Origin of the sequence: Sulfurimonas sp., from assembly GCF_016744025.1 — a bacterium.
GTDB lineage: Bacteria > Campylobacterota > Campylobacteria > Campylobacterales > Sulfurimonadaceae > Sulfurimonas.
Genome location: NZ_JADGFC010000229.1, coordinates 1 through 2135, shown reverse-complemented (window position 1 = coordinate 2135; position 2135 = coordinate 1). Strand labels below are relative to the sequence as shown.

General features: G+C 31.0%; 3 protein-coding genes and 1 pseudogene. All 4 read right to left on the bottom strand.

Features of this window, described 5'->3' with window-relative positions:
* Positions 1-90: 90 nt before the first annotated feature.
* Positions 91-264: a hypothetical protein gene (locus tag QZZ48_RS15535; protein WP_294967164.1), complete on the bottom strand. Its 174-nt coding sequence runs from the start codon at positions 262-264 to the stop codon at positions 91-93.
* Positions 264-644, bottom strand: a complete 381-nt coding sequence (locus QZZ48_RS15530) for a CBS domain-containing protein (protein ID WP_294967163.1) — start codon at positions 642-644, stop codon at positions 264-266. The genes QZZ48_RS15535 and QZZ48_RS15530 overlap by 1 nt, the downstream gene beginning before the upstream one ends.
* A gap of 9 nt (positions 645-653) precedes the next feature.
* Positions 654-1796 carry a dihydropteroate synthase gene (folP, locus tag QZZ48_RS15525; protein ID WP_294967162.1) on the bottom strand — a complete coding sequence of 381 codons (1143 nt, stop codon included), beginning with the start codon at positions 1794-1796 and terminating at the stop codon, positions 654-656.
* Positions 1786-2135 (bottom strand): annotated as a pseudogene (locus tag QZZ48_RS15520) (DNA polymerase III subunit delta'); the annotation flags it as partial. The pseudogene QZZ48_RS15520 and the gene folP, both read right to left, overlap by 11 nt.

Here is a 2135-nt window from a genome sequence, read left to right as displayed (position 1 = left end):
GGTTTGAGTAAAAGCTTGAAGTTAAATTTAGTAGATTATTATTTGGTCAATTATCAAAAAAAGCGAGTTTTTAAACCCCCGTTTTTTTAATTAAGTCTCTTTTGTCGTAAAAATACCAATAGGTTTTAAATCTTCTACAATTACTACATTATCGTAAAAATCTGTAACCATATCTTTTAATAGATGCGATATTTTTTCATCTCTATTAACCCATTTCATTCTACGTCCAAGTTTTAAGAAATCTTGTAGTCTGTAGTTATCCATTAAGGTATCTGGATATCTATGTTACTAGTAATGTCAGTATGAGTTACTAGACCAAACAAAGAATTATCATCATTAACTACAGCGATATACTCTGTTGAATTATTTAAATATTCTAATGTATCTAATATATTATTATTTTTATTTATAATTGGTATTTTAGAGAGGCTTAACTCAGATAAGGGTGTGTTTATATCTATCTCTTTTGATTGAACATTGAGTATATCTATAATGCTCATAATATAAAAATTATCACTTCCTATAACAACAATATTTCTATGTTCATTATCAAGCATCTTATTGATTGATTCATTAAAAGTACTCTTTATGTCTATAGAAACTACTGAAGTAGTAACAATATCACCTATCTTGGGAAACTTCATAAAACTCCTTTATATTGCATCTAAGGCCTGTTGAATTTTTATAGCTTGAACATGTTCTTTAACATCGTGTACCCGAATCATTGAAGCACCATTTCTAATTGCTTCTAGATGCAAAGCAAGTGTCCCAGGAAGTCTATCTTTAGGAAGTGACGCGGACAATTTATCTATCATAGATTTTCTAGATACTCCAACTAAAAGGGATTTTTTTAAAGTTAGGAAATGTTCTAGATGCTTTATAAGTTCTAAGTTATGCCCAATAGTCTTTCCAAAACCTATACCGATATCTAGAGTGATATCTTTTACTCCAAAACTTTCAGCTTTTTGGATTCTCTGCTCTAAAAAAGTATAAACATCACTTAGAATATTTTCATACTTAGGTTCTATTTGCATAGTTTGAGGTTTTCCTTGCATATGCATAATTATTGCACGAGCATTGTAACTAGCACTTAACTTACAGATTTCATCATTTGCTAAACCTGTAATATCATTTACTATTTTAAAACCACTATTTAGGGCATGTTCAATTACTAATGGTTCATAACTATCTATGCTAAAATCAACCCTCTCATATAGCTTTTGTGCTTTAATAGTTTCAAGGATTGGTTTTACTCTAGCAAGTTCTTCTTTAGCATCTACACTCTTTGCATTTGGTGCTGATGAGACTCCACCAATATCTATGATATCGGCACCCTCTTCTATCATCTTTTGTATTGCATCTACTGCTTCAGTGTTTACAAATCTACTAGCTGAGAAAAAGCTATCATCATTCGCATTTATAACACCCATGACTTCTACAGTTTTACTTTTTTTTATTTTTAGAATATCTTCTAATTTTTTAGCTAGTATTTTAAGCCCAAATGGTTGTGCTAACTCTTTTTTACTAAGAGTTTTTAACTGCGCAGTTGTGGCTATTAAGATGCAGTTAACAGTAGGGGTTGCTGCTATGATAGTACCTTTTGGTACGGCTAAATCAGCACCAATAGAAAGTGCATCTTGTTTTAGAATATTTGCAGCACCAACATGAAGGTCTCTTATGTATATAATATGACTAGATGCTTTTGAAGCCAATATATTAACTCCTCCACCATCAACACCTAACTCTTTTAGATATCTTTTTGCATCTATTTGGTTTGAGAGTTTTTCAATTTGCATCTATAAAACCCATAAGAATAAGTGCTAAAACACTTTGCGGTCTTGAGTTTAACTCTAAGAGTCTATATGCCTTATCAAAGTTATCTAATTGGTTTTTAGAAAGAATAAGCATATCTATGACAGTAGCTCTATGATAAAGTGCTTCAACTATAGCCTTCGCTTCATTTTTCTTTATTCTTGCATTTGTCTTTAAAAACGAAAAGACTGCGTCATAATCAAGTTTAGCAAGATTTAAGTCACACTCATATGATTTATGAGATGATTGACCTTTTAGTATTGGGAGTCTTGATCGAACAGTAGGAAGAAGGTTTGATTTTGTGGGAGAGATAATGATAAATT

Excerpts from the sequence above, each read along its gene's own strand:
- folP (WP_294967162.1), bottom strand. The coding sequence starts at position 1,796 with ATGCAAATTGAAAAACTCTCAAACCAAATAGATGCAAAAAGATATCTA.
- QZZ48_RS15535 (WP_294967164.1), bottom strand. The coding sequence starts at position 264 with ATGGATAACTACAGACTACAAGATTTCTTAAAACTTGGACGTAGAATG.
- QZZ48_RS15530 (WP_294967163.1), bottom strand. The coding sequence starts at position 644 with ATGAAGTTTCCCAAGATAGGTGATATTGTTACTACTTCAGTAGTTTCT.